This window comes from Ulvibacter sp. 2305UL32-6, from assembly GCF_058148545.1.
Genome location: NZ_JBYVKA010000037.1, coordinates 1 through 1,140 on the forward strand (window position 1 = coordinate 1; position 1,140 = coordinate 1,140).

General features: G+C 34.4%; 2 protein-coding genes. One reads left to right on the forward strand and one right to left on the reverse strand.

Annotation, left to right across the window (positions count from 1 at the left end):
• Positions 1-246: 246 nt before the first annotated feature.
• The gene (locus ACY2RU_RS17570; protein WP_490139788.1) at positions 247-627 is read right to left on the reverse strand and encodes a DoxX family protein; all 381 of its coding nucleotides are present in this window, start codon (positions 625-627) and stop codon (positions 247-249) included.
• 113 nt (positions 628-740) lie between these two features.
• Here ACY2RU_RS17570 and ACY2RU_RS17575 point away from each other — a divergent pair, with 113 nt between their 5' ends.
• Positions 741-1,115, forward strand: a complete 375-nt coding sequence (locus ACY2RU_RS17575) for a winged helix-turn-helix transcriptional regulator (protein WP_490139789.1) — start codon at positions 741-743, stop codon at positions 1,113-1,115.
• Positions 1,116-1,140: the final 25 nt, after the last annotated feature.

Genomic DNA, 1,140 nt, shown 5'->3' on the forward strand with positions numbered 1-1,140 from the left:
CAGTGGCGATTCTTGGCTCGCTGTGGCTCAACCAAATTTGCGGAGCAAATGTTGGCAGCGGCGTCGACGCGTGCGACTCGGAAGCCACGGCGAAGCCGTTTACGAGTTTATTCGGAATTAAAGATAGTTTATTTGTAGGAAATCAAATTCGATAAGCAATAAACCCGCCATTGGCTTTATACAATGTTGGCAGTAGTGTTTTAATTACTTCTTAGCCATAGAATAGAATTGTTTTTTTATTCTTTTCTATTCGCCTTTTATGATTGGTTCGTATTTATTCCAGTTGGCAACAATTGCCCAAATATTAATTGTGAATAGTATTAATGCGATGCCAATTCCTGATAGGTCATGTACTAAATGATGAACAAATATTCCTACCATAACAGGAAGAATTACTAGCGCTCCCAATGCTCTTGTTTTTGGGATTGCTATTAAAGCACCTCCAATGATTTCAATAATTGCTACAAGCGGAAAAATCCATTTAATTGTCATAAATCCTCCCATAATTTGCATCATTTCTTCAGACATTTCGGGCATAGGCATATAGTTGAAGAATTTGTTTAATCCTGAATTAATCATCATTAATCCGAATAGAATACATAAAGCTGTAAGAATCTTGTTTTTCATTTTTAAATTGTTGTTGTTAATAATATGGCAAAATTAACTATTTTTGATTACCAATAGTAATCAGCTACCTGTAGGTAATCAGTTACTTCAAGGTAATCATTAAACTAGTAGAGATGAAAAAAAAGGAACATAAAGAGTGTATGTCCGCCTTGTTACCTGTAAGGGACACTTTAGATGTAATAGGTGGAAAATGGAAACTTTTAATCTTAATTTCAATTTGGGAAGGAAATAAGCACTTTAGGGAAATAGAGCGAAGTATTCCAAAGTTAAGTACCAAAGTTTTGTCAAAGGAATTGAAAGATTTGGAAGAAAATCACTTGATTATAAGAACTGTTTTAAATGGTTTTCCTGTCAGAACAGAATATATGCCTACAGAGCATTCTAAAACGCTGGAAAAAGTCATTTTTGAATTGCATAATTGGGGTATTCATCACAGAAAGAAAATCTTTGGCGATAAGTCCTTTACAAATAATTCAGTTGGTGTGTAGTGTGAATTCGGATTACATTACTGCC